Origin of the sequence: Paenibacillus sp. FSL F4-0122 (genome assembly GCF_038002845.1) — a bacterium.
Taxonomy (GTDB): Bacteria; Bacillota; Bacilli; order Paenibacillales; family Paenibacillaceae; genus Paenibacillus_AQ; species Paenibacillus_AQ odorifer.
In genome coordinates this window covers 3,990,684-4,015,113 of record NZ_JBBODI010000001.1, presented here as the reverse complement: position 1 = coordinate 4,015,113, position 24,430 = coordinate 3,990,684, and the positions used below count along the sequence as shown (strand labels likewise).

General features: G+C 44.0%; 24 protein-coding genes. 5 read left to right on the top strand and 19 right to left on the bottom strand.

Translation table 11 applies throughout. The features are described from left to right. Nucleotides 1–79 precede the first annotated feature (79 nt). The 4 genes from MHH49_RS17300 to MHH49_RS17285 all read right to left on the bottom strand — a co-directional run bounded on the left by MHH49_RS17300 (nt 80) and on the right by MHH49_RS17285 (nt 4,068). The gene (locus MHH49_RS17300) at nt 80–1,789 is read right to left on the bottom strand and encodes a peptide ABC transporter substrate-binding protein (protein WP_036683694.1); all 1,710 of its coding nucleotides are present in this window, start codon (nt 1,787–1,789) and stop codon (nt 80–82) included. 150 nt (nt 1,790–1,939) lie between these two features. Further along, nucleotides 1,940–2,326 (bottom strand): DUF3397 domain-containing protein, encoded by a 387-nt coding sequence (locus MHH49_RS17295; protein ID WP_036683696.1) that lies wholly within the window; start codon nt 2,324–2,326, stop codon nt 1,940–1,942. 21 nt (nt 2,327–2,347) lie between these two features. Beyond that, on the bottom strand, nt 2,348–3,310 hold the full coding sequence (locus tag MHH49_RS17290; protein ID WP_076213938.1) for a ketopantoate reductase family protein: 963 nt from the start codon (nt 3,308–3,310) through the stop codon (nt 2,348–2,350). A gap of 107 nt (nt 3,311–3,417) precedes the next feature. Beyond that, the gene (locus MHH49_RS17285; RefSeq protein ID WP_036683702.1) at nt 3,418–4,068 is read right to left on the bottom strand and encodes an RsfA family transcriptional regulator; all 651 of its coding nucleotides are present in this window, start codon (nt 4,066–4,068) and stop codon (nt 3,418–3,420) included. 345 nt (nt 4,069–4,413) lie between these two features. On the opposite strand from MHH49_RS17285, the gene MHH49_RS17280 reads away from it, so the two are divergent. Both MHH49_RS17280 and MHH49_RS17275 read left to right on the top strand, forming a co-directional pair. Continuing rightward, nucleotides 4,414–4,650 (top strand): DUF2626 family protein, encoded by a 237-nt coding sequence (locus MHH49_RS17280; RefSeq protein WP_036683705.1) that lies wholly within the window; start codon nt 4,414–4,416, stop codon nt 4,648–4,650. Between the two features lie 140 nt (nt 4,651–4,790). Next, complete coding sequence (locus tag MHH49_RS17275) at nt 4,791–5,918, top strand: coiled-coil domain-containing protein (RefSeq protein WP_235219499.1); 1,128 nt, start codon at nt 4,791–4,793, stop codon at nt 5,916–5,918. Here the strand turns inward: MHH49_RS17275 and MHH49_RS17270 are convergent. Together MHH49_RS17270 and MHH49_RS17265 are read right to left on the bottom strand one after the other, a co-directional pair. Next, the gene (locus tag MHH49_RS17270; protein ID WP_036683707.1) at nt 5,910–7,136 is read right to left on the bottom strand and encodes an extracellular solute-binding protein; all 1,227 of its coding nucleotides are present in this window, start codon (nt 7,134–7,136) and stop codon (nt 5,910–5,912) included. The genes MHH49_RS17275 and MHH49_RS17270 overlap by 9 nt on opposite strands. 201 nt (nt 7,137–7,337) lie before the next feature. Beyond that, the gene (locus tag MHH49_RS17265) at nt 7,338–8,669 is read right to left on the bottom strand and encodes a PhoH family protein (protein ID WP_036683710.1); all 1,332 of its coding nucleotides are present in this window, start codon (nt 8,667–8,669) and stop codon (nt 7,338–7,340) included. A 107-nt stretch (nt 8,670–8,776) separates the two neighbouring features. Here MHH49_RS17265 and MHH49_RS17260 point away from each other — a divergent pair, with 107 nt between their 5' ends. Then, on the top strand, nt 8,777–9,352 hold the full coding sequence (locus MHH49_RS17260) for a YhcN/YlaJ family sporulation lipoprotein (RefSeq protein WP_036683713.1): 576 nt from the start codon (nt 8,777–8,779) through the stop codon (nt 9,350–9,352). Nucleotides 9,353–9,408: 56 nt separating this feature from the next. On the opposite strand, the gene MHH49_RS17255 is transcribed toward MHH49_RS17260, so the two are convergent. The 6 genes from MHH49_RS17255 to MHH49_RS17230 form a co-directional block, all read right to left on the bottom strand. After that, nucleotides 9,409–9,861 carry a pyridoxamine 5'-phosphate oxidase family protein gene (locus tag MHH49_RS17255; RefSeq protein ID WP_036683715.1) on the bottom strand — a complete coding sequence of 151 codons (453 nt, stop codon included), beginning with the start codon at nt 9,859–9,861 and terminating at the stop codon, nt 9,409–9,411. Between the two features lie 101 nt (nt 9,862–9,962). Next, nucleotides 9,963–11,063: an LCP family protein gene (locus MHH49_RS17250; RefSeq protein ID WP_036683718.1), complete on the bottom strand. Its 1,101-nt coding sequence runs from the start codon at nt 11,061–11,063 to the stop codon at nt 9,963–9,965. Nucleotides 11,064–11,145: 82 nt separating this feature from the next. After that, a complete protein-coding gene (locus MHH49_RS17245) occupies nt 11,146–11,442 on the bottom strand; it encodes a YlaH-like family protein (RefSeq protein ID WP_036683721.1) in 297 nt (98 codons plus the stop codon). 129 nt (nt 11,443–11,571) lie between these two features. Continuing rightward, a complete protein-coding gene (typA, locus tag MHH49_RS17240) occupies nt 11,572–13,413 on the bottom strand; it encodes a translational GTPase TypA (RefSeq protein ID WP_036683723.1) in 1,842 nt (613 codons plus the stop codon). 205 nt (nt 13,414–13,618) lie between these two features. Next, complete coding sequence (locus MHH49_RS17235; RefSeq protein ID WP_076098541.1) at nt 13,619–14,128, bottom strand: hypothetical protein; 510 nt, start codon at nt 14,126–14,128, stop codon at nt 13,619–13,621. A 220-nt stretch (nt 14,129–14,348) separates the two neighbouring features. Next, nucleotides 14,349–15,008 carry a TerC family protein gene (locus tag MHH49_RS17230; protein WP_036683728.1) on the bottom strand — a complete coding sequence of 220 codons (660 nt, stop codon included), beginning with the start codon at nt 15,006–15,008 and terminating at the stop codon, nt 14,349–14,351. 172 nt (nt 15,009–15,180) lie between these two features. On the opposite strand from MHH49_RS17230, the gene MHH49_RS17225 reads away from it, so the two are divergent. Beyond that, nucleotides 15,181–15,873 carry a TerC family protein gene (locus MHH49_RS17225; RefSeq protein WP_076098540.1) on the top strand — a complete coding sequence of 231 codons (693 nt, stop codon included), beginning with the start codon at nt 15,181–15,183 and terminating at the stop codon, nt 15,871–15,873. A 66-nt stretch (nt 15,874–15,939) separates the two neighbouring features. Here the strand turns inward: MHH49_RS17225 and thiI are convergent, their stop codons facing one another. The 6 genes from thiI to MHH49_RS17195 form a co-directional block, all read right to left on the bottom strand. After that, nucleotides 15,940–17,226 (bottom strand): tRNA uracil 4-sulfurtransferase ThiI, encoded by a 1,287-nt coding sequence (gene thiI, locus MHH49_RS17220; RefSeq protein ID WP_081382359.1) that lies wholly within the window; start codon nt 17,224–17,226, stop codon nt 15,940–15,942. A gap of 3 nt (nt 17,227–17,229) precedes the next feature. Next, entirely contained in the window at nt 17,230–18,381 is a 1,152-nt protein-coding gene (locus MHH49_RS17215; protein WP_341138297.1) for a cysteine desulfurase family protein, read from the bottom strand. An 82-nt stretch (nt 18,382–18,463) separates the two neighbouring features. Next, nucleotides 18,464–19,168: a lytic transglycosylase domain-containing protein gene (locus tag MHH49_RS17210; RefSeq protein WP_038572880.1), complete on the bottom strand. Its 705-nt coding sequence runs from the start codon at nt 19,166–19,168 to the stop codon at nt 18,464–18,466. Between the two features lie 187 nt (nt 19,169–19,355). Beyond that, complete coding sequence (locus MHH49_RS17205) at nt 19,356–19,766, bottom strand: hypothetical protein (protein WP_341138296.1); 411 nt, start codon at nt 19,764–19,766, stop codon at nt 19,356–19,358. 12 nt (nt 19,767–19,778) lie between these two features. After that, nucleotides 19,779–20,000: a DUF1540 domain-containing protein gene (locus MHH49_RS17200; RefSeq protein WP_036683762.1), complete on the bottom strand. Its 222-nt coding sequence runs from the start codon at nt 19,998–20,000 to the stop codon at nt 19,779–19,781. Nucleotides 20,001–20,165: 165 nt separating this feature from the next. Beyond that, entirely contained in the window at nt 20,166–20,663 is a 498-nt protein-coding gene (locus MHH49_RS17195; protein WP_036683764.1) for a YpuI family protein, read from the bottom strand. Nucleotides 20,664–20,979: 316 nt separating this feature from the next. Here MHH49_RS17195 and MHH49_RS17190 point away from each other — a divergent pair, with 316 nt between their 5' ends. Beyond that, nucleotides 20,980–22,914, top strand: a complete 1,935-nt coding sequence (locus tag MHH49_RS17190; protein WP_036683784.1) for a S8 family peptidase — start codon at nt 20,980–20,982, stop codon at nt 22,912–22,914. A 5-nt stretch (nt 22,915–22,919) separates the two neighbouring features. On the opposite strand, the gene pdxR is transcribed toward MHH49_RS17190, so the two are convergent. Beyond that, complete coding sequence (pdxR, locus tag MHH49_RS17185) at nt 22,920–24,350, bottom strand: MocR-like pyridoxine biosynthesis transcription factor PdxR (RefSeq protein WP_076275674.1); 1,431 nt, start codon at nt 24,348–24,350, stop codon at nt 22,920–22,922. Nucleotides 24,351–24,430 lie beyond the last annotated feature (80 nt).

Sequence of the window (24,430 nt, the reverse complement as noted above, 5' to 3'; positions counted from 1 at the left end):
GGAATTCCACATATATATCCCGAAGTATTCTGCAACTTCAGTCAACTAACTATTCTGTTGTAATTACTAAAGCAATATCTTAGTGCTCAAGCAAGTATCCGCGAGTCAAGTCAATTGCACCACTAAAGTCAAGAGTAACACCTTTAAGGTACTCTTTAGTCAGGGAGTTGTTAGTGTAGTAGTACAAAGGAATCAGAACCATATCTTGCTCGATGAGCAATTTTTCAGCTGCAGCAAACTTTTCTTGACGTACTGCCAAGTCAGTGCTTGTTTTAGCTTCGCTGATCAATTTGTCATACTCAGGGTTAGCGTAACCAGTATCATTGTTACCGCCACCTGTTACCCACATATCAAGGAAAGTCATTGGATCATTGTAATCCGCAGTCCAACCAGCACGAGCAACTTGGTAGTTCAGGTTTTGACGGTTTTCAATAAATACAGCCCACTCTTGGTTAACGGTTTGTACGTCGATACCAAGATTGTTTTTCCACATATCAGCAATCGCCAAAGCGATTTTCTTGTGACCTTCACTTGTGTTGTAAGTCAGGGAGAATGTAGGCAGTTTATCCATACCTTCTTCTTTCAGACCTTCAGCAAGCAATGTTTTAGCTTGTTCTAGATCTTCAGTGAAGTAGCTATCTTTAACTGCTGTACGGTATTCACCATCAGCACCAGCGATACCTGGAGGTACAAAACCGAATGCTGGGAATTGTCCACCTTGAACTACATTGTCAATCAAAGCTTGGCGGTTAAGCGCCATTGCAAGAGCTTTACGGATTTTAGCGTTTGTGAATGGTTTTTCAGTGATATTGAATTCGTAGTAGTATACGGAAGCAATACCTTTACGGCTGAATTCGTTAGGAAGTTCTTTTTGTACGATTGGAATTTGTTCTGATGGAATTTCACCAGTTGGTCCGCCCGCACGATCATATTCACCGTTCTTGTAGCTGAGCAGTTCAGTTGCACCGCTGTTTACAAGGGAGAAATCGATAGCGCTAAGTTTAATGGAATCTTTATCCCAGTATTTATCGTTTTTAGTTACAACAAGAGTTTGACCAGTAGTCCACTCAGTAAGAGTGAAAGCACCGTTAACGATCATAGAATCTTTGCTTGTTGCCCATTTAGGATTACTCTCAATGGATTTGTGTACAGGGTAATAAGTGTAGAAGGAAAGCAATCCAAGGAAGTAAGGAGTGGAGGATTCAAGAGTAACTTCAAGAGTTTTCTCATCAATCGCTTTGACACCTACTTGACTGAAATCAGTAATTTCCTTGTTGTAGTACTTTTCAGCATTTTTGATGTAGTACAATTGATAAGCGTAAGGCGCAGCAGATGCAGCAGCAGGATCGAGCACGCGTTTCCAAGCGCGAACGAAATCTTCTGTTGTTACAGGATCGCCGTTACTCCATTGTGAATCACGGAGTTTGAAAGTATATACCAGACCGTCAGCGGAAACTTCCCAGCTTTCAGCAACACCTGGTTCAGCTTGACCTGTTTCATCATTCATGCGAGTCAAACCTTCGTACATTGTTTTCAGGACAGTGTTAGCTTGGCTATCTTGCGCCAATCCTGGGTCAAATGTTGGAGGCTCAGAACTAAGGTTAATTCTCAATGTTTGGTCAGCAGCCAATTTTTCTTCTGTAGCTGCATTACCAGTTGCCGTGTTACCAGTGTTAGCATTGTTACCTTTATTGCCGCTGTTTGCATTGTTTCCGCCGCAGCCAGCAAGCACTGTGCCGATAACAAGTACTAATGCAATCATTAGCAATAGACTTTTACTCTTCTTCATCTAGCAGTTCCCCCTAAATAGAATGTGGTATATGGTTTATGATTATACAACCAGTGGTCAAAAAAATCTAGTGCAATGTTTTCAGAAAATATTTTTTTTTAAAAACTTTAAACTTTTGTGACGTTGACGCTTCACCGAAGCAGTGGAACGTTACATCGCTTGTGATATGTAGGTAATTAGCCCAACAAACATAAATAATAAATATCCGACGCTCATAAAAAAGAACGAAAGTCTCCAAACTGCCCGAAATAACCGCTTCCCATCTACCTTTCCTTTCATCCGATTTTGAGCTCCGCCAATCAGTCCAGCGGATATTAATACAATAATTAGTATAAGGTAAAACCCAAAACCGGAATTAAAGATGTTATTAAACAATGCGGAGACCGACAATAATAAAAAAAATGTGGTCACGTCCATAGCGAGCATAAAAGTTTTCTTTTTATCTTTTTTTAAGCCTTTTCCAATGAAAAAAACAATCAAAAACGGCACAATCGGAATAACGCTTAAAGTAATAACCGAATCCATCAGCAGTCCCATAGCTTCACCTCTCCCCAGAGATCATACCCCAATACCTTCTACTAATTGGCAGAGCCAGCGATTTAATGGTGCCGACACTCCAGATCGTTCTGCCATTTCTACAAGACTTCCATTGATCCAACGAATTTCTGTGGTTCTTGAAGCAAGTACATCTGCCAGCATAGATGAAATATTGCCAGACGTTAACCGGCATACCTGAAGGATGTTATCCCAAGCATCCTTATCATAAGTAATTTCACAGAAATCATACACCATTGTTGCTTCTTCAAAAACTTCCTTCATTAATTGGAGGCGTTGCTCTGAAGACAGCAGCTCCCCATTTGGAATACGCCAAATCGCCGTGAGTGGATTAATAACGGCATTGATCAAGAGCTTCCGGTAAATCATGGTATCCACTTCATTCGACAAAAAGGCTGCGAATCCTGCCATTATGAGAACTTCTATTAAATTATTCGCTTTTAAATCATTATGTATGCTATGAGCTTGTCCATCCCCTGAGCTCCATTTTCCTATCCACACCTCCCCTGCTCCTGCATGAATGACCTCAGTTAATGATTTGCGCTTCGCAGCCTCCGTAGTCACAGCTACATATAAATTGGCGTCCGGCAACAAGCCCCCCAACATCTCCATATGTCCTGTACCATTCTGAAAACATATCATATGTACTTGCTCTTCCTTAAGTAGGGATAGAAATTCAGGCAAATCATTATGTAGAGTATTCTGTTTAACCGTCACCACGATCCAATCACTCGGCTCTTCCAGATAAGCACCAGCGAACTCCCCTATTGGCGCGGATACAAACTGATCTTCCGAAATTGTTATCGGCTCGCGTTCATCCTCGTAGGTAACCGTTAAGCCATCACGCCCTAATCGTTGGCATTGTTCTATCCCTCGGCCCCACAGTCTCACATCATTCCCGGCTTGGATCAATCTCCCTGCCAGCAGCAGCCCGAGTGAACCTGCACCAATTATATCAATTTTCATATAACCCTCCTGCTGATCTTAAGCACAATTTTTCTAAGTATACCAAAAACCCCGCAAGTGGTGCTTAAAAAGCAGACCACTTGCGGGATTGTTAGTTAACCTATCGTTTATTCAATGCGTTCTAAATTTCCGTTACCATCCATTTTGAAACGAGTCTTCATTTCTTCTTCTTCTTCATTTAAGAAAGCAAGCCTGCGAGCACGATCCATAATCTGAATTAAAGCTTTGTAATCATCGTTGACTACCCGGTAGTCGCTTTGAGCAAGATTAACCTCTTTAGACAACCGCTCATTCTCAGATCGTAATTCTGTTAATTCATCTTCCTTCTCGCGCAGGTCTCTTTCCAGCATTTTCAGCTGACGTCCTGCTTCCTGGATCGTACCCTTCCATTGCCTTAAGAAACGAATGACCGCATCGATGGATAATGTGTTTTCACTTAATCCCTCACCGCGTCCAAATTCCTCATCGACATCACCCAGAATCAGACCAGCTACTTGCGCTCCTCTTACTGACGGCTGCTTTTTCAGGTAGCTACGCTTTTGACGCTGCCCTTTAGCAATACCGATTGCACCTTCATAACTTTTCCGAACACAACTGTTCCAGCGGAATCCGCAAGCGGCCGAAGTTCTGCCGATTTTTTCACCCACCTCTTCAAAAGCGGCAAGCTGTGTGCTGCCCTCCCGAATGTGTCGCAAAGTTACTTCTGCCAATATTAGATCATCTTCTGCACTCCAAGCGTCCTGTCTAACGGCTGTCATAAAGCCAAACCTCCTAACAACGTCATGAAATAACCATCTCCATAACCGGCAGTTCTGCCGGGTAGTGAATAGGGATAAAAGCTGCTTACTCCATTTCTATGCTTCTCATAGAGTTCATAGAATCTATTTGATACTAATTTGTATTTCCATTATCTGCGTACATCATACGCATAAAACTATAAATTCTCTTTTTTAAAGCGCTAATCACTCAGGTCAATTATAAAAATCACATTTTTTGAAGATTAGTGCATTTTTTTCAATGAATTCGTTTACACATAATTATGTTGAGGGTATAATAAATCGAAGGAATATTCGTGAGATACATACTGGAAGGGGGACTCTCTCTTGGACCGCATGTTTCGGGTATTAGGTTTTTTCACATTAGCTATTGGATTGATGGCTTTCGCCGGAGGTCTAACAGAAATGGCCTTGCTTTTCTTTTTGCAAACAGCATTTTTCGTAATACTTGGCTATATGAAATTTACTGAAAAAACTTATGTTCTTCTCTTCTGGGCATACATGATTCTGACTTTCACCGGATTTAGTTATTGGACGATCTTTCAAATGGGTCTTCCACTATAAATTGCAGTACTCTTTTAGAGCGGATGAGGTCCTTATCTTATAAGGATCACTTCCGTTTTTTTGTTTGTATGCTATTTTAGAAGGGTTAAACATATTATTAGTACATACATATATCATTTCAAAAAAAAGGTGGTGGTGTGGTGCGCTCCCGCAATTTACAAAGCCGCATGATTGCAACCATACTAATTCTCTTCTGCTGTACTTTGTTTCCGTTACAACCTGTGAAGTACTTGTCTGCCGATCCTAGCGGTGATTTTTTCAACTCTGCTATACCAGATAATGAAGAAACCCGTAAACTACTTGAACAGACCTTGTCTTCTGCAGAAATTGAACGTGAAATCATCAAGATTACAGCCGAACAAAAAGCGCTTGAACAAAAGGTAGAAAGCTTGAACAGACAAGCTACCCAGAAAAAAACAGCCATTGCGGACCAACAGGAACGGGCAGGTGCAGTTGTGCGTTCTTATTATATGGGGGATAGAGATAATCTTCTGGTCGCGTTTTTTTCAGCAAAAAGTATCAGCAGATTCCTGGCTCTGTTCGATTATTATGAGATTATTATTGGGAATGACCGCGATATTCTCTCACAATATGAAGAACAATATAAGGATTTGAAGGATACCATTCAGACTGCGAAGCGAAACTCGGAAGAGCTCGCCCGGCTGCGCACGGCTCTGGAGGAACAGCAAGTTCGGGTAAACGCGCTCAACAAGGAAATTGAGGGTGGGATTAAAAATAGCAGCGATCCTGAAAATATGAGTACTCTACTTAAAGAATTCACATTATATTGGGAGAATATCGGCCTGCACGAGGTAAAAACATATTTCAAGGCGTTATCCTCCGCAATGAATAAACTACCACAGTTTGTTCAGAATCGAGAGGGTGTACTGACTCGAAAGGGAATGACTTATGAGCTAAACCTGAAGGAAGAGGATTTGAATGAATTTTTGCAATCACAGAATTCGCTGTTTAAAGACTTCGCCTTTCATTTCAATGACGGTTCAATTACTGCCACTGGAAAAAGCGGAGCGCTAGCTCTTTCACTGACCGGTCACTACACCATTCAGGAAGAACCGATCAACGGCCTTATATTCCAAGTCGATCATATTGTATTTAATGGTCTTGAATTGCCTGACACGACAAGAAAAACGTTGGAAGAAGAATTTGACTTAGGCTTTTATCCTGGAAAAATAGTATCTTTCCTTCGTGCCACGGCAGTAGATAGCCAAGAGGGCGTCTTGCATGTTAAGCTTTCCATTTCATTTTAGACCTTCTTTTAGATATTCTTTGTAGCCTTCCGCATCTATCTGCCCTGTTAATAGTAATGATACAGCTTCAACAACCTTACTCCAGCCGCCCTGTGACTCATCCTCCGGGGCGGTTTCTTCTGTCAGCAATAGCTCAACATCGAAAGGAAGTTTGTATTTAAAAGCATGCTCCGAACGATAAAGAACATCAAGCGCCGGCAAGCTCCCCGTATTCTCCAACCAATCCAACTGAGCATCCTCTGAGGTGATAAAAGTCAGCCAATTCACAGCTTCCTTTGGACTTTGAGATTGAGCTGGAAGGGCAAAAGATCGACTGTAACAGGATTCAAACCCACCTCCGTTATTGGCAGTCAGCGCCGGAACAGCAGCAAGGGATGAATTACCATGCTTCTGCCACTCGGATAACGGTAAAGAAGCAACCGCGACACTACCTCCTTGTAGCATATCCCAGACATCTTTATTGTAGCGGCTGGTGAGATAAAAATAACTGCGGGCGTTCTGAGTCCAATTCAACACTTCTTGGTTATCTGCTAACAAGCTGCTATTCATGCTCTCCATTACCGCTGACAATCCATAAGGATTACGGGTATCCATCGCGAGTAAATATTTTCCTTGCTCTTTAAGCACATTCTGAAGCAGGATATTCCACTCTTCGAGGCTTTTGGGTAATGCATTAAAACCCAGCTCCGCCAGCCGTTGTGGGGAATAAACGAGCACGTAAGGATCTATATCTAACGGGACTCCCCAATTATATCCATTCCACTGCATCAAGGGGATCAACTGTGTTAACGGTGCACTCCCCGGAACGCTCTGATACACATCCATCGGCAATAAATATCCACGTGTGGCCCAGTCCAGTATGCTTCGTCCATCTGCCATGACTATATCCGGGCTGTCCCCGATCGTTAAATCATGCTTCAATACCTCATCGGCATCCTCAATATCCACATTGCTTAAAATAACCTTTACTCCACTTTCTAAGGTATAGCGGTTGCTAAGGAGCTCCAGTTCACTAAATTCTTCGCTATTTAACGATACTCTTATATGTAAGCTATCTATAGTTCCCTCATCTCCGGAAGAGGGATTGGTCGACTGACTTTGCGGTCTTTTCATAGGACGTGGATCGTTACTGGTACTCAATTCCATACTGGGCGACAGGCTTGTCAGCGATAGTAGTAAAATTGCAAAAAGCAGCCAATAATTTTTGCGTTTCAGCACGATTTCCCACCTTCCCTTTTGATTGGTCTCCCCTATTTTACCAAACCCTCCGGTGCTTGTCTTTAGTTTGTGAAACCGTTCTCTTTCTATTATATGGGTGAAACGCTCTAAAACCTCCTAAATTCCTCTGCCGTTTCCGGGCGGGCAGGAAAAAGCCGGGAGTGTTTGCTTCTCCCGGCTGAAAATTGGATTCATGAACGGCTAGAGTAGATCCGCGGCCAATTGCGCCAAGCGGGAACGTTCACCTTTTTCCAAAGTAATATGTCCGCTAATCCCTTGCTGCTTAAACTTCTCGACGATATAGCTCAGTCCGTTGCTCGCAGCATCCAGATATGGATGATCGATTTGCTCCGGATCGCCCATTAGAATGACTTTACTTCCTTCTCCCGCTCTGGAGACAATGGTCTTCACCTCATGACGGGAAAGGTTCTGCGCCTCATCAATAATAATGAACTGTGATGGGATTGAACGGCCGCGAATATAGGTTAAGGCTTCTACCTGTATACTGCCTAACCCCATTAAGATTTTATCGATATCGCCAGCTTTTTTGGTATCGAACAGGAATTCCAGATTATCATAAATAGGCTGCATCCAGGGTCTAAGCTTCTCATCCTTCTCACCGGGCAAGTAACCAATGTCCTTACCCATAGGAACAACCGGACGGGCGATAAGCAATTTTTTGTATTTATGTTCATCCTCCACTTTGAATAGTCCGGCTGCAAGCGCCAATAACGTCTTCCCTGTCCCAGCCTTACCCGTGATCGTTACGAGTGGGATTTCATCATTTAGCAGCAGCTCCAGTGCCATTCGTTGTTGAGCATTACGGGCGCTAATCCCCCAAACCGAATCATTGCCCAGATAGAGTGGCTCCAGACGTGTGGCATCACTATTCACTTTGAGAAGAGCTGATTTGCCAGTGCCAATCTCATCCTTGAGAATCACAAATTCATGAGGGTACAACGGATACGACAACGCGAGCTGTTTTACCGTCAGAGAGCGGTGACTATAATATTCATCAATCAATGCGGGATGCACCTGCAGAGATTGGTAACCAGTGTATAGTTCATTTAAGTCTCCAGTACGATCTGACAAATAATCCTCTGGCGTAATTCCAAGTACATCCGCTTTAATACGAACCAGTACATCCTTGCTCACAAGCACAACGGGACGCGGATCAGGCTTCTCATTCTCTTCATTCAAATAATTGAGCGCAACAGCCAAAATCCGATTGTCGTTAGACACCTCACCAAACATTTCCTGTACCTTCACAAAACTGCGATGGTTAAGTTCTACCTTCAGCTTGCCTCCATGCTCCAGTTCCACACCACTATGCAAATGACCTAGTTCCCGGAGTCCATCAAGCAATCGGGATACCGTACGGGCATTCCGACCGATTTCGTCAGCATTGCGCTTCTTGGAGTCGATTTCTTCCAGCACAACGGCCGGAATAACCACCTCATGCTCCTTGAAAGAGAAAATTGAATTGGGGTCGTGCAAAAGCACGTTGGTATCTAGCACAAATATCTTGTTCATATTATCCCCTCCACAGCGCCTGGTTTGATTGATCATACATAACTCTTTCCGCCAAGGGAAAAGATAAGGTACAGAAACGATTCATTGGCTGAAAGGAGTAATCACATATGAGAAAATCAATATGTCTGTTGCTGGTACTGCTGCTACTGACAAGCTGCGGTATCGCTAATAAAAAGACATCACCCTCTCCTCAGAATAAACAATCTGCGAATGCTGTAAAGGGTACGGGGAACCATGAGGTTCGGCAATTGTCCAATGATGGTGCGACTAATCCTAAAGCCACCTCAAAAGCTGGTCAAGCCGTCAATGTTAATGGAGAAAATGAAATTGCACTTAAGGATCATTTTGAACAGTTGGCCAAAAGAGTTCCCGGTGTAAATGGCGCACACTGTGTAGTCATGAACAAAGTTGCCATTGTTGGTCTTGATGTAGAAGGTTCTCTAGGCCGCTCACGTGTAGGAAGCATCAAATATTCTGTAGCAGAAGCTATCCGCAAAGACCCAAGAAGTGTACGGGCGCTTGTCACAGCGGATATGGATCTCTCCAGCAGATTAGCGGAAATGAGCCGCCATATCTCCAAGGGACATCCGATTTCCGGATTCTCATCCGAGCTGGCTGATATTATCGGACGAATCATGCCACAGCTGCCAGAGGATACCAAGCCGCAAAGAAATGCACAGTAGTGGATAAAGGACAAAAGAAGTCCTTAGAATTCAAAAAAAGCCCAGTGATATTTTCACTAGGCTTTTTTCATGGCAGCAAATACTTGTCCGTCCAACTTCTCAGCGGCACGTCCATCATAAACTTTCGCATATCTTGGGGCGGAGTCAAGCTGCGCGCCGTAAAAAAGCGCGTTGCGGACCGCTTTAATTTCAACATCAAAACAGCACATCTTAAAGGGAACATCCTCTAGCGGGTCCTGCCTTACAGCAGCACTACCGTTAATGGCATAGACAGTTCCTTCACCAAACACAGTTATAGTTATTAATGGATTAACCTTCATATTATTCACAAGTCTTGAACGATGATCAATAGCCAAACGCACAGTACTAGGACTAACAGCATAAAGCCACGAAATAGCTGTGGATGTAGGACCGCCTGTCTCCGCATCAACTGTGTTTAGAAGAACAAAGGTTTCCGATTGCAGCATCGATAGCAAAGTTTCATTCAGCTGAGCAACGGCTTCGGACATAAGTACTGGCCCCCTATGCGACGTTAATTCATTCGATTTATTATATTATAGCACAGGCTGAAACTTGCATTCAATTTTAGCTATGGAAGATATTAAGGTCCTCAAGGCGCCTCAGCAGTTGTCGAATCAGCTCCAGTGGAAATTCCTGCAATTCGATCCTGCAAGCTTTTCTTAGCGGCCTCCAACTCCTCATCATTAATATATACATATGGACTTCGCCACGTACCAGTAACCGGCTTGAATTCGATATTCTCTTTGGAAATCTTCCAATACGTCGCAATCATATCTTTGATTTGCGAATTTTCGATATCTGTCTTCATGTTACTGTCCACTGCATCAAGCACCTTGCCGATTTTCAATACGCCACCAAGCGATTGCATCTGATCCACCAGACTGTTCAGGACTTCGTTCTGGCGTTTGTTGCGATCAAAATCATCTGAAGCGTTAGTCTTAGGCTTGCAATTGGATTTACGATACCGCACATAGTCCAATGCATTTTTTCCATCCAGCTCTGCCGGACCCTTTTTCAGATTGATATTCGTGCCGTCCACAGTGTCTGTATAACACATATTTTCACTAATATTTACTTCGACTCCCCCAAGCTCGTCCACCACATCCCGGAAGCCCTGAAAATCAAGAATCGTTGTATAATCTACATCAATGTCCAAATACTTACCCATCATCGTCTTCATCTCGTCTTCAGCCAGTAGACCGGAGGATTTCTCCTTACCCTTGAAGCGAGCATAAAATTCATTAATCTTCGTTTTCTTATAGCCGCTTAGCTCCACATAGGTATCACGAGGAAGCGAAACAATGGTCGCTGATTTGGTCTTAGGATTAAGTGCTGCAACCATGATTACGTCAGTCAAATAAGACTCGTGTTTAGGTCTGTTATCCGTTCCCAGTATAAGCATCGTCAGTGGCTTTTCTGAAGCGGATTGCCCTGGAGCAACCGTACCCTCAACCCCTGCATTAAATACGCCATGCTCAAGCTTCCAATACAGATAACCGCCATAACCCAGCACGCCGAGGATCGCAATAATTAGCAAAGTTAACAATACTCTAACTAATCTGCCAAAAAAACCTCTCTTTTTCACTTTCTTTTTCGTTTTTTTCTTAGAAACACCCTTCACAGGCTGTTTTCTATTAGTAGGTTGTTGCCCGTTTGCTCTTGGAGGTAAACCGCTGTTTCTTGTACTCATAATAGAATAAAGTCCTTTTCATTTCATTTAGAATTAGAATTGCTACATTAATTAGACGATCCATAAGGTACAAAAGTTGCGATTACGATCTCTTCGCTGCTGCCGCAGCCTTTCTCTTCTGTCGAGCTTCTACTATATAACGTATCCGTACCATCAGCATTAATCCGACAGCAACCAACAGACATTGGATAATCGGAAGCTTATCATGTTGGAAAATGAGGAGCATGCCAGAGCCAATCGCCATCATTATGTAGAGCATGATTTCCTTGCCAATCGATAACTTTTGATTCACACGAAAGACTTGATTATAAACAAAAGTAAGCAATATAAAGATAACAATATAAGCGACGATTGGATGCTCAGCGAACCACACCTGCATAGATAACCGCACTCCTCCCAAATTTAAGATACGTTTACATTATATCATCAGTAGGGGAATTTTTTGTTTCTTATATTAAAAAAAGCCGCCGGATGCAATAATCCGGCGGTCTTATTCAAAAGCATGTGTTTACGCGTTGGCTTGTGCTGTTTTACGTTGTTTCTCTACACGTTCGCGTTCGCCTTTGTTCAGAATCTTTTTACGCAAACGAATGGATTTAGGTGTAATTTCACAATATTCATCATCGTTCAAATATTCAAGTGCGCCTTCCAAAGAGAAGGTGCGTGGTGTCTTCATTTTTACAGTATCATCTTTGCCTGAGGTACGCATGTTGGTAAGTGCTTTTTCCTTACAGATGTTAACGATAATATCGTTATCACGGGTATGCTCACCTACGATCATACCTTCATAAATTTCTGTACCTGCATCCAAGAAGAGAATACCACGATCCTCAACACCCACGATTCCGTATTGAGTTGTTGATCCAGTCTCACTTGCTACAAGCACACCTTGATGACGTCCGCCAACTTGACCAGCAACCAGTGGAGCATAGCTGTCAAAAGCATGGTTCATAACGCCGTAACCGCGTGTCAAAGTCAAGAAGTAAGTGTTGTAACCAATCAAACCACGTGCAGGAATCAGGAACTCCAGACGTACTTGACCCGTACCGTTGTTAATCATATTGACCATTTCGGCTTTACGAGTACCCAGACTCTCCATAACAGAGCCCATGCTTTCTTCTGGAATATCAATCATTAGACGCTCAAGCGGCTCCATTTTGACACCGTCGATTTCTTTAATGATTACTTGTGGTTTAGAAACTTGCATTTCGTAACCTTCACGACGCATATTCTCGATCAGAATACCAAGGTGAAGCTCACCGCGTCCAGAAACGATAAATGCGTCAGGACTATCAGTTTCTTCCACTCGCAAGCTCACATCTGTTTCAAGTTCTTTAAAGAGACGCTCACGTAGTTTACGGGAAGTTACCCATTTACCTTCTTTACCAGCAAAAGGACTGTTATTCACTAGGAATGTCATTTGCATGGTTGGCTCGTCAATCTTCAGAACCGGAAGTGCTTCAGGGTTTGCAGGATCAGCAATGGTCTCACCAATGTTGATGTCCTTGATCCCTGCAATAGCAACAATATCCCCTGCGCCCGCTTGCTCTGTTTCAATACGTTTCAAACCTTGGAAGCCGAACAATTTCTCGATACGTGCAGTTTTGCTCTTACCATCACGCATAATAACTGTTACAGATTGACCTTGTTTGATCACACCGCGGTTAACACGTCCAATCGCAATACGACCCAAGTATTCGTTATAATCCATCAACGTTACGAGGAATTGAAGCGGTTCTTCAACACTTTCGGTTGGAGCTGGAATATGTTCAACGATGGTTTCGTAGAGCGAAAGCATCGTTTCATCTTGTTTCTCAGGATCCATGCTTGATGTACCATTAAGAGCAGATGCATAAACAACCGGGAATTCCAATTGTTCGTCATTTGCTTCAAGTTCGATGAACAAATCGAGCACTTCATCAATAACTTCCTTAGGACGAGCAGCTGGACGGTCAATCTTGTTCACGACAACGATCGGTGTAAGTTTTTGTTCCAATGCTTTACGCAGAACGAATTTCGTTTGCGGCATGCAGCCTTCATAAGCATCAACAACCAGCAATACACCGTCAACCATTTTCATGATCCGTTCTACTTCGCCACCGAAGTCAGCATGTCCAGGTGTATCCACAATGTTGATCAAAAACTCTTTATAAGTAATTGCTGTATTTTTAGCTAGGATTGTAATTCCACGTTCCCGCTCGATATCATTAGAGTCCATAGCACGTTCTTGCAAGTGCTCATGGGCGCTGAAGATCCCCGATTGTTGAAGGAGCTGATCGACGAGTGTTGTTTTGCCATGGTCAACGTGGGCAATGATCGCAATGTTGCGAATATCTTTTCTTGAATGCATGATTTGTATCCAAATCCTCTCATTTATCAAATTAAAACTGTTAAAATTCATAGCATGTCACGGCAGTCTCACAAAAGAAGCGCCAGGCAGAAAGCCGACGCTTCAACATAACATTAATATTATAGTGAAAGCACCATGAAAAGCAAGTCTTTTTATGAAAAAACAGTTACCAATTTCCGTTTTTTTTCACAAGATCCTACAGCAATTAACTTCGGTACCATCTATTCCGGCCACGTGCTCTGCCTCGACCGGTAATCAGCCAAATTCCTGCAGCTATTAATACAATCCCGATCAGGTAGATCGCACCGGTACCCATAAGGCTGAAAATACAAAGTGCAAGGCTTAGTAAGCCTAATGTTACAGCAATTGCTGATAGTCCACCCATCCGTCTTGGTTCATAGATAGAATATTCATACAAGCCCACGGCAAGACCAAGCAGCAGCACAGGCCATAAGTTACTCATAAGCCCCCATCCCCAAATATTGCAAAGGCCAAACAACAAACCGTACACCGTTAATATCCCAGCAGGAACCAATACTGAGGCCGAAGCACGACGGCTGAAAAATAACATGTGCAGCACTATTCCTGGAATTAAAATCACTAGAGGCCAAAGCGCGCGGCCCAAAAATCCGAAGACGCCCAGCTTACCTAATAAAATCACGATGCCAGCAGCAACAATAAAAATTCCTAGCTGTATATCTTTCTTTGAAGACATCCTTCACCCATCCCTTCAATTTCACGTCTACCTCATTTCCTCGTCACCTTATAGCCTGAAAGCGACAGGATTCTTACTCATATATTATCCGAAACATACACAAAATGCCATCACTCCCTGTGATTAATCAGTGTCTATAAGCACTTCTGATCACGCAAAAAAAACGGACAATTCCAATTTATGGAGATGTCCGTTTAGTATTGCCTTTTATTGCAATTTATTAACCTGCAGATGTTTTTCTGCGTTTAATTGCTCCCGTAACCACAACTAATATGCCTAAGGCAATGGGCAAAAAGGAATGTAAGGAGGGGAATAAAAAGGAGAGCATTGTCCCTAATTTTGCATCCTGAAGCAACATATCCCCTGCTGTAAACGCCAGTATATAAGCACCGATAAATACGAGCACTGGAAACCGGTGCAGCCAGCCTACAATGATGCCGCTTCCCCACACTACTATCGGAATGCTAAGGGCAATCCCGATGACAATTAAAGCCAAATCTCCTTTAGCTACTCCTGCAATGGCTAGTACATTATCCAGACTCATAATGAAGTCTGCTACAAGAATCGTTCGGATTGCTTTCCAGACTGAGGATGATTCCCTTACTCTGAGATCCTCCTCTTCCTCCAAAAGCAGCTTGAACGCTATCCATAGCAGCAGCATCCCCCCTCCAGCCTGAATATAAGGGATTTTTAATAGCAATACCGCAACAAAAGTAAGCAAACACCGCAGAACAACTGCGCCTGCTGAGCCCCACCATACCGCAGTCTTTCGGTGCTTCGCCGAAAGATCCTTGCTGGCCATTGCGATAACCATTGCATTATCTCCGCTCAGCACCAGATTGATCATCAATATTTCACCAAGGAGCAATAATGAATCCATTCGCACTTACCTCCCCGAGTCACATGTAACTACTTGTATGTTCGGAAATGACAAGCTATGCTTCCTGTCCAACTTTTTTTGAGCGTGAACGCATGTTGGCTCCTTTTTTTGCGTATACAAAACTAAGCATATTTTGCAGCTCAATCTAACAAAACTTGGGAGTGACTTCGCTTTGAATACATCCATCTGGGAGTTTATATTATCGCTGCTCAACATTATTTTTCTAGATCTTATTCTGGCGGGAGATAATGCCATTGTGATCGGACTTGCAGCGCGTAATTTACCGTCCGACACGCAAAAAAAGGCTATCGTATTTGGAACAGCAGGCGCTGTAGTGTTGCGGATCTTCGCAACGATTCTGGTCGTATGGCTGTTGAAAATCCCCTGGTTACTGCTTGCCGGAGGGATTTTACTCATTCTGATTGCCTATAAGCTGTTAACCAGTGAGAACACTTCAACAGATATCAAGGCAGGTCAAAGCTTGTGGTCCGCTGTAGGTACAATCATTTTAGCTGATGCTGCCATGGGCCTTGATAATGTGATCGCCATTGCCGGAGCTGCCAAGCATAATATCTCACTGGTTATCATAGGACTGCTGATCAGTGTCCCCATCGTTGTGTGGGGAAGTACCCTTTTTATTAAATTAATCAACAAATATCCATGGATCATTTATATTGGTTCTGCTGTCTTAGGTTTTACTGCTTCAAGTATGATGACGGATGAACATCAGCTTGCGCCATTTTTTGATCATCATCCGCTGCTCAAATATCTGTTTATAATCGTGATCATTATAGGTATCTTGGCAGCGGGACATTGGAAACGCCAATCAAAACCAGAAGAGCCTCAGGAGGGCACAATCGTCTAAACCACAAAAAACTGCCTCAGAACGTAGATTTCACTACGCTCCAAGGCAGTTTTTTGGTTTATTATTTTAGAACCATTCTTCCTGTAATCCAGCCTCAACACTTACAACATCACTAGGCTTCTCATCTCCATAGGGAGTGATTAACACAGTCTCTGTGGCTTCAATCGCTGCTTCCAGAAGTTCAGAATATCCCGGAAGCGTAGCCTCTATCTTATCCACAATCCGTAAATTCGGATTTGTTGTAGGTGATTTTGGAACAAATAAAGTACAACAATCCTCATAAGGAAGGATAGACAAATCATAGGTACCGATGTTCTTCGACAGGTCCACGATATCACTTTTGTCCATCATTACCAGCGGACGCAGAAGGGGGAGGGTTGTCGCCCGGCCAATCACGTTCATGCTTGGCAAGGTCTGGCTAGCGACTTGTCCCAGACTATCCCCGGTTACAATCGCCAATGCACCTTCGCGCTCCGCAAGCTGGGTAGTAATTCTCAGCATTGCCCGCCGCATCAGTGTAATAATCAGATTATCCTGGCCGATGCCGGTAAAGGAAGTCTGCACTTCTGTAAAGGGTACCAGATGCAGCTTGATTACACCCGCATAACGTGACAATACTCGCGCAAGATCCACAACCTTTTGTCTAGCAAGCTCGCTTGTATAAGGATAACTGTAGAAATGCACGCACTCCACTTCAAGTCCGCGCCGCATGGATGACCAGCCTGCTACGGGACTATCAATGCCACCGGACAGCAATAACATCGCTTTTCCGTTAGTGCCTAATGGAAATCCACCTACACCGGCAATATTTTCACAGAAAATATAAGTATGTCCCTGACGAATTTCGACCCTCAGCTCTAATTCAGGCGATTTAACGTCTACGGTGAGGCCAGGATATCCTTGCAATAGTGGTGTCGCGATCAGTTTATTCATCTCAATGGAGCCGTAAGGGAACTCTTTCCATACCCGCCGAGCATTAACCTTAAATCTGGTGCCCGGAGCAGGCGCGATTATCTCCAAAAATTGACGGCTTACCGCTACAATATCCTCAAGCTCTGACTTAGAAACCTTCACTGGACTGACAGAAGCAATGCCAAAGACATTCTTCAGTGCTTGTACCAATTCAATCGCAGATTCCCCGTTCAGTTCCACGTAAATTCTTCCGAATTCCTTGCTCAGAACTACGTTTGGATAAGGCTTAATCAATTCCTTCACATGACGCAGTACGGTTTTTTCAAATCGGGTACGATTTTTGCCCTTTAAAGTAAACTCCCCAAAACGCAGGAGCAGCATATCAGCGTATTCTATACTATGGGCTCTGCCTTCTGCAGATTCCTTGTTCATCATGCTCATTTGTTACTTCATTCCTCCTTCAGCAATCTTTAAAGCTTGTACCGCAGTGGTTAATGCTTGCTCAAGCGCAGAGACATCCTCATCTGTATGACTGTCGCCAAGGCTAATACGAATCCCACCTAAAGCACTGGAGACATCTTTACCCATAGACAATAACACACGACTAGGCTCAGCCAGTCGTGAGGAGCAAGCCGAGCGGGTGGAGACTACCATCCCCAGTTCCTCCAGCTTGCGGGCGAATACCTCTCCCTTCATGCCAGGGTAAGAGAAATGCACAATATGGGGAGCTCCATCCTCTCTGCTGTTTATAACAAATTCAGGAACGGTGCGCAAGAAGCGTAATAATCGATCTCGGAGTGGAACCAACTGGGCAACGAAGGTTTCGCGCTGCTCACCACTCATGCGGATAGCTTTGGAGGATGCGACAATCGCAGGTACATTTTCAGTTCCAGCGCGTTGTCCTTCTTCATGAGAGCCCCCTGTAAGCAATGGGAATAGCTTAATTCCATCTTTGATATACAGTAATCCCACTCCACGTGGGCCTCGAAGCTTATGAGGAGACAGGCTATAAAGATCCACCTGCCAATCCTTTAGATCAACTGCAAGCTTACCATATCCCTGAACACCATCTACATGAAATAAGGTTCGCGGATTCACAGCTTTAATCAGCTTACCCATCTCTTTAAGCGGTTGTATCGTTCCAATCTCGTTATTGACATGCATCACACTAACAAGCACTGTGTCGCGCCGGACAGCAGCAGCTACGCGCTCAGGATCAACAACGCCAGTGCTATCGGGTGCTACAAAAGTAACCTCCCAGCCCATTCGCTGCAATTGCAGGAAACTCTCATATACAGAGGGATGCTCTATTTCTGTAGTTACCAAATGGCGGCCTCTAGACTGATATTGCAGAGCAGCGCCTTTTATCGCCAAATTATTGCTTTCCGTTGCACCAGAAGTAAATAGAATCTCCTGCGGTTGTACAGATAAAGCAGCAGCGCATACTTCACGCGACCGTCTGATCAGCTTACCCGCTTCACTGCCCGCACGGTGCAAAGAGGAAGGGTTCGCATAATGCAGCTTCATAATTTGTTCCATCGTCTGCACCACTTCTTCATAGGGCGGTGTAGCGGCGGCATAATCCCAGTAAAGCATATGTCAAATGTCTCCTTTACTTCGTTGAGTGAACTTATTATCGAAAAAGGATCAAACGGTGTTTCCCGTTTGATCCTTTTTATTATACCGCGTATTGAGCGCGAGCGCGTTCTATTTTGAAGATATAAGACTGTGTCTCTTTTGGAAGCAGGCTAAGTTTCTCCAATAATTCCTGATCATTGGTTACTCCAAGATCTGTTACCCGTCCCGGCCCTGCGTTGTACGCTGCAAGTGCCATCTTTTCCTCTCCGCCAAAGCGTTTCAGTTGATAAGATAAATAACGTACGCCGCCATCAATGTTTTGCGCCGGATCGAACGAATCAGTAACCCCTAAGCCGCTCGCGGTGCCATCCATAAGCTGCATTAAACCTTTAGCCCCTGCCGAAGAGACCACATTAGGATTAAACGAAGATTCAGTATCAATCACTGCTTTGATCAGATCAATCGGCACGCCATATTTAGCACTCGCCTTCTGGATGAGATCATCATAGCTTGTAGGTGTGGAACCCGTTATTTCCCCGGAAATTATGTTATTGAAGGTTTCTGTTGTCCCACCTATCTGCTGCCATAACAAGCTGCTGACTGAAGTTGCATCCGGGAGAGAGGTCAAATAGCTTGAACTTTCACTACTCGTTGACATTGCCTGAAGCATTGTCGCAAATCCAGAAGCTGAAACCCCCGTTGACCGTTCATTTCCATTCGCGGAGCTAGTTTTTTCGGTTGTAGCCTTAAGGTTGATCCATTTAAGCTGCCCTAACCCGTCGGTTACAGCGGGATTGATCTGCATGCTGGCGCACTCCTTTTTTTGTCCTACTCGAATCATATATAAGGTTTCGCGTTGAAATTTCGATGAATTACGGCTTAATCTTACATTTTATCTGAGATTATTGCTATATGTTGGAATGAAAAAACAGACTTCAGACCCTGATATTTAGGTCTAAAAGCCTGTTTAGATCAAAGCAATTCAGTTCTTTTTAGCGTGCAAAGGGAATCATCACGAAGTAGCTTAGTGTCGCAACAATCCCTAAGCCCATTGCCCATGCCCCAAGCGTTTTTTGCTCTTTGACATAGGAATAATAACCAACTACGGCAGCGATGGGTCCGAGAATAAAGGACCAGATGAACAATGAGGCGATTCCCATCCCCAGTCCAACATACCCCATTACCGGGCTTCCACTATATTCCGCTTCACTGTCCTTGCGCTCTTCCACTATACGCGGGGCATCCCGTACCTGCATTGGAACCGGATTTACCTCAGCAGCGTATTCTTCGCGATGCTCTCTGTCCCGACGAGGATAGTCCACTCTCCGCGGACGAAGAATGACTTTTCTCGGACCGGATTGTTCCCGTGATGAGCTTGATTCATTATCCTTTTCTGTGTCCATTCTGGCGGCCTCCTAAGCGTTCGGCTTAAACGTCAGACAACATGTTGCAGATGATGTACTGGCATGATCGCGGTGACCTTCATTCGTCATTTCTTCAGCATATTCTTCCTTATAACCATTGCCTACGTGCTTATCGATCTCAATGACAATTTCTTCAGCCCGGCATAAATTATGCTCGCCCCAATAATGACAATTGCTCACGCTACATTTTACTAATGGTTTTTCACTCGACATAATTATCACCTCGGCTTCATTATGTCCGCTCCATTTACCCGCTATTCGACAGAGTGGTTTCCAGTTGATGTATCGAGACAGGCTTTCAATCCACGCAAAAAAGGACCAGCTCATCGTCATTACAAAATGACAAAGTGCTGATCCCTTTAGATCACTATTTAGAAGTTAAACCTGATTTTGCATACGTTTCTCGGTCAAATAGTCGTTCTCATAATAAATGAGATCATCGCGAAGATCTTCATACGTTTTGGTGATTTCTAGGATGATATCACGTGCGGGACGTACTGGCTTTTTGCGGAAACGGATTGCATCCTGACCAGTATAAGCGTAACGGCCATCTTCAGAATAGCTTTCATTTTTCGGATAAAAGAAGTTGTTCACGCCATAGTGATATACATTATAAAGCGCTTTCTGTGCAAAAGATTCATCGAATGTCGCACGACGCAGCGCAACGCCTAATTTCTCATATGACATTTCCGAGAACACTAATAGATGACGAAGATCGGACAGAAAACCTTGGTAAAATTGTACAGTTTCCTCATCTCCCTCAACTACAAGCTGAGGCAATGCATGCTCATTTAGAAATACTTCCATTTTGTCGATTACCACTTTAAGTTTATCTCTCGTCGATTCACATAATTTCTGCACATTGGCTGCTGACATAGCGGTTGCTCCTCCTTATTATTCCCTGCTCTTGTAGTCAATAAAGTTAATCCTCTGAAAGAAACCGCCCTAAGGACGTATCTCTTTATTCTTGCAATATCAGGATGTGAACACAGAGAAGTCTAACCTTCTGAACAATTATTAAGAACAACATCTAATGAGGTATCTCTTACAAAATCAAGAAGACAATTCGAGATACTTATTCTCTCTGATATTATCATAAAAAACGTTAGGAAGGTATCCTTTTCTAAGATGCATAAAAGATACGCTCTCTTCTAAACCTATAGACATTACATTGCATAGAGGAGCGGAAATCATGTCACGAAAAAATCTAACAGTTGCAGGTTTGGTTACAGCAGCTTTTACAGTTGGGTTACTTACCTTTGCCCTGCGGCCTGCCACTAATGGGACGACCAGAGATGCCGCTAAAGTCGCTGTTCAGAATCCGGCTCCAACTTCAGCTTTGCATTCACCTCCAAATCCCTCTCAGGAAAAAACATTAAAGAAAACCTCCTTAAGCCAGGATGTGGAGGCGACAGATCATCTGAATAGAGTCGATGTCAGTAGACATTTAACTAAACTCCTGTCTGAAACAGACGGGATGTCTTCGATTCATGATAAATCAGTGTATGCGAAACGATTGCAGCAAGACCACGGGTTTATCTCCATGCTGATGTGGATCGATTTTCGCACACAAAAGACTGAGACCTTTAAGTCATCTTTTCCAAAAGGAACCGAACAGGAGAACAAGCAGCTTCAAAAATATCTCAATACGGCAAAATCAGCAATCCACGGTCATCAATCCTATGAATCTCCAACGTTTACAATCGGTAAAGAAAAATATTACTTTATCGCTCAGCGGAACAAAGAAAAAAATGTAGGGATTATTGCACTTATCAACCAAAAGGTGCTTGGGCGTGTGGCAGACCATCAGCTGAAGAACCTGCGTCTCATTCCGTATCCTAAGGAAGGCAAATACCATGTGGAATCAGTCCATACCGATAACTTAAAGGACATTACGGTCAAGACAGGCCATGATAACGAAAATGCCAGCCATTTTTATGAGAATGAAATTGTAGTCCGTTTTCAGGGAAATGCTCCGACTCAAGGACAGCTCCAGACGATAGTCGCCGATATCCACTGCAAGCAGCCACGCAAGCTGGGATATGCCTATATCTTTCGCTCTGAGAAGATGACCTACTATCAGCTCAAATCCTATTTCACCAACAAATGGCATCCCGAATATACGGAACCTCACTATATGTATTTAACCAATGATACCATCACTAAAAACGCTGAAGGAACTGTCACTCCTAACGACATGTTATTCTCCACTTACCAATGGAACCTCCCGGCGATTGAAACCGAGCTAGGGTGGAATCTTTCCAAAGGCAGCAAAGAAGTGGTTGTGGCCGTGGTGGATACGGGAGTACAGATTAATCATCCTGATTTACAAGGTAAGCTTTTAACTGGTTATAATGCCATTACCAATGGTTCCACACCCGAGGATGATGTAGGTCACGGTACACATGTATCTGGAATCATTGGCGCACTTGTTAACAACGGGGAAGGTGTAGCTGGCATCAGCTGGTACAATAAGATCCTCCCTGTAAAAGCGCTAGATAACTCAGGTGCCGGAACGACTTATTCCGTAGCAGAAGGTATCATATGGGCAGCTGACAATGGTGCAAAGGTTATTAACTTAAGTTTAGGGAATTATGCCGACTCTCAGTTCCTTCATGATGCGATTAAATACGCCTATGACCGGGACATCGTGCTTGTGTCTGCAGCAGGCAATGATAATACAGAGCGGCCTGGATACCCTGCAGCTTATCCCGAAGTGATTGCAGTGGCTGCTACAAATGCTTCAGGGGAAAAAGCCTCCTTCTCCAACTACGGCGATTATATTGATGTCGCTGCACCCGGAGAAAGCATCGCAAGCACCTATCCGGACAGTCAATATGCCGCTTTATCCGGCACGTCAATGGCCAGTCCCCATGTCGCTGCGCTGGCGGGTCTGGTACGTTCACTAAATCCTAATCTGACGAATAAGGAAGTTATGGACCTTATGACCAAAAACGCTGTGGATCTGGGAACTTCCGGCCATGATAAATATTTTGGCTGGGGTCAGGTCGATATTTATAAAACGCTACAAGCGGCAAGCGGCAATCAAGTCCCATTGCAGCTTTTCCCTCAACATGTACGCCAGCAAATGAATCAATTAAAACAAAGAACAAATAACACCCCTTAACCGTGTCATTGCAAAAACCGGCCAAGTAAGTGAAGAAACCGCTGCAACCCTTCCTCCATCTCCGGTTCCTTCATTTGAGAATAGCAAAGACGGATGTGGCGGGAAGGCGTTTCCGCAGAGTAACAGACATCACCGGGTAAAAAAGAAATGCTCTCCTGTTCCGCCAAGTCATGCAGGCTTGCGATATCAGGAGAAGGGGGCAGCTCCAGCCAGAGATTAAGTCCTCCCTCTGGTAGCATATAGTTCACTCCAGGCGGCGCGTACAGCTTCAGAAGCTTCGCCGCCTTTTCCATACGACCACGCAGTGTAATTCGCAGCTGTGCTGCGTAGGCGTCGTATTTTTCAGCGATGAAGGGTAATACAGCCTTCTGTGTCAGCAAGGGACTTCCTAGGTCACTCGCAGATTTAGCGGCGATCAGCCGGGACAGAATATTTCCTTCTGCTGCTACACAGGCGATTCGGCAACCAGGAGCAAGTACTTTGCTAAAGCTTTTCATATAGACTACATGTCCATCGGGATCCATTGATTTAATCGCCCTAGGTGGAGGTGCATGGAAATATAAATCACTAAATGGGTCATCCTCAACAATGAGGCAACGGTAGCTGCGCGCTAATTCCAGCAGTCGTTGCCTTCTTGTGATGCTCATAGTTACGCCGCTTGGATTTTGAAAAGTAGGGATGGTATAAATTAGCTTTGGGGGTCTTTGATCACACATTTTTGTAAGAACATCCACCCGCATCCCTTCACTATCCGTAGGTACAAAAATCATCTCTGCACCTCGTCCCGCAAATACATCAATAGCACCAGTATAGCTAGGCGCCTCAAGATAGACTGTATCTCCAGGACCAACAAATGTACGAGCCACCAGATCAATGCCTTGCTGGGTCCCGCTGGTTATCATCAAATCGGAAGAAGTGAGTGAAACCCCACGCGATTTCAAATGTTCTCTCATGACATTCCGCAGCTCAAGATCTCCCTGAAAATTCCCGTAGGTTGCCATAAGCTCCGGTTGCTCTTTGACCAAGGAGGTGTAGGTGTCACCGATATCGTGAAGCGGCAGCAGCTCACTGTGGATGGCGGCTAAATGAAAGGGATATTTCACTTCCGAAACATCAAAATTCCGCCAAAGCTGAGCCCGCGGCAAATAATCATCATATAAATCCTGCCAGCAACCCTCTTCGTGACGTCTATTATGGGTTGGATCGGCTACAAAGCAGCCTTTGCCCTGTCTGCAGTAAATAAGTCCTCGTCTCTCAAGCATATCGTAAGCCTTGCTTACTGTAACCTGACTCACGTTCAATGTTATAGCTAGACTTCTAACGGAGGGCAGCCGGACACCTTGCTGAAGCAGTCCTGATGAGATCCGCTGACTGAGGGTTTCACTGATTTGATGGGGCAGAGTTTTGCTGCCGCTGCGATTCAAATCGATATGCATGAACCCTTCACCTCCACTGTTATATTCAACGCTTTACTGTTATACAGCGCTCCTATTATGATAGCATCAAATCGAAAGGT